At 45.2% G+C, this 2,215-nt stretch carries 1 protein-coding gene; it reads right to left on the reverse strand.

The genetic code is table 11. The features are described from left to right. Window positions 1-114 precede the first annotated feature (114 nt). On the reverse strand, window positions 115-1,473 hold the full coding sequence (ltrA, locus tag YU9_RS0138225; protein WP_198028377.1) for a group II intron reverse transcriptase/maturase: 1,359 nt from the start codon (window positions 1,471-1,473) through the stop codon (window positions 115-117). Window positions 1,474-2,215: the final 742 nt, after the last annotated feature.

A 2,215-nucleotide genomic window follows, 5' to 3' on the forward strand; every position in this document is an offset into this window, starting at 1 on the left:
ACCCGTACGTGAAGATTTCCCTCATACGGTTCCTCGGTTCAAATCCTTTTTACCGGATTATCAACCAAACAGGCGACACCCCGTTTGGCGTATAACTTTGCAGCCCTTACGGCATCAAATATTATGGACTATTCTGGGTAATGGCAGTGGGTATGTTGTGCGCAAGTCCTCGAACATTACTTCGCCCTTGTGACTTCTTCGGCTTAACCATCGACGCCATGCTTTCTCAGTATATTCAAACACAACTTCCAGCACTTTGTAGTTACTTATTACTCCAAAGTACTGGTAAAAACCTCGCAGTTTACTGCAAAGAATCTCATACTGCTCGGCCATTGGCTTATGACGGTTATCCTTGCACCATATCCATATTCTCTTCATAAAACGGCTTGAACGCTTTCTTGCCGTCTTTTTCTTTATTACCATGTACCCTTTTAATGATTTTGACCAGTAAAATGTAAACCCTAAAAAATCAAACGTCCCGTTTCCCTTTCCGCTAATGCGTTTGGAAAATCGAATCAGTTTTGTCTTTTCCGGGTGAAGTGACAGCTCGAACTGTTCGAACCGCCTGGGTAATACATCCATGACACGCAATGCGTCTTTTTCATACTCGAACCCGAGGATGAAATCATCCGCCCAGCGTATGATGGAGCATCTCCCTTTCATCCGGGGGATCACTTCTTTCACGTACCAGTCATCTAAAACATAATGAAGAAAGATATTACTGAGCACAGGGGAAATTACTCCTCCCTGTGGAGTGCCCGTTTCAGAGTACGTCAGGTTGCCTTCCTCCATTACGCCTGCATTCAACCACTTCCCTATCAGGCGAATCATTCCGCCGTCACTTACTCTCCGACGTATCATGTCTTTAAGTAACTCGTGATTAATATTGTCAAATAGTCCTGTAATATCTGCGCTTACTATCCAGCTGATATTCTGCTTCAAGCATTGCTCACGTAAATCTTTGATTGCCATGTGTTGGCTCCGACCTTTTCTGAATGCATGGGAAAAATTGTAAAAATTCCTGTCAAATATGACATTCAATATGGCTGCTGCTGCTTTCTGGACAATTTTATCCTCAAGTACAGGTATGCCAATTGGACGCTTTTTCCCTCCTTCCTTGTCTATCCAGATACGCTTTACAGGAGACGCAACGTACTGTCCTCTCCGCAGTCGTTCATACAGATTATAGAGGTTTTGATCAAGATTTTCGGCATACTCCTTTGCCGTAACCTTGTCCACTCCTGCAGATTTGCTTTTCCGAATTTTACGAAAGGATTGTTTCAGTAAATCAAAGTCTATCCGATGGACTACTGATGTAAATACCAGTTCAGGATTACTTTGAGCAAGCAGCTCGATTTTGATAAGGGATGACCCACCTGTTAACACCGGTGGTTGTCCCCATTCTATCGGTCTGGAATTGCAAGCGACCGTTCTTGCAATTTCTCGGCTTTTTGTTGATATGGTTTGTGACATCTGTGTATCTCCCATAATTCCTGCCAAAAAAACGTTATACCCTGCTTCACCTTCCCTGCAGTGGGTCGCTTGGGCATCACTTCCCCACCTTTCCGATCAAGATAGTTCAATTCTTAATCATCGGTACTATGATCTGCTAAGACTTCCGAATGTTTATCTCAGGTTCGTTCGCTCTTCGCTATCCTCCCCTGATACCTTGTATCGCCCATCTTTTAATGTTTGTGTTTCTGCCAATGGCAGACTCGTTGCAAGGCGGGACATTCCTATGCAACGCCGGGATTTCGCTTGCGCTGGATTTCCTGTTACCGTTCTTTTTACCCAAGGAAACATCCGGGTCTCCCAAGTTCCCGAGCTACCCCTTTGAGTACATGCCCTGGTCTAAGACCCCGGTGGTGTCCTGAATACTTGCCTTAGCATATTCAGGACTGCTGCCTTCCGCTGTCTCCAAAGCGTCGGCTTTTTCCTGCAAGCAGGATTATCACAATGACCACAACCATACATTTTTCGGGGCTCAATACAGAGCCTGCAATCTTGCTCCGTCCAGCTCCAGACTCCCGTTACCGGGTTTACCTGTGGACTTCGCTACTGACCTGCTGGTTAGTCTTTAGTCAGGTGGGACTATCTTAACATCAATGCCAGAGCAAGCCCTGCAGAGATGAAGGAAACAAACCGTTTCCCGAGCACCCACTTGGTAACAATATCGAGTTTCAAAGACCTTGTGTCTTATCCCAACGATTCGGAT

The organism is Bradyrhizobium sp. WSM1743, assembly GCF_000473065.1.
Taxonomy (GTDB): Bacteria; Pseudomonadota; Alphaproteobacteria; order Rhizobiales; family Xanthobacteraceae; genus Bradyrhizobium.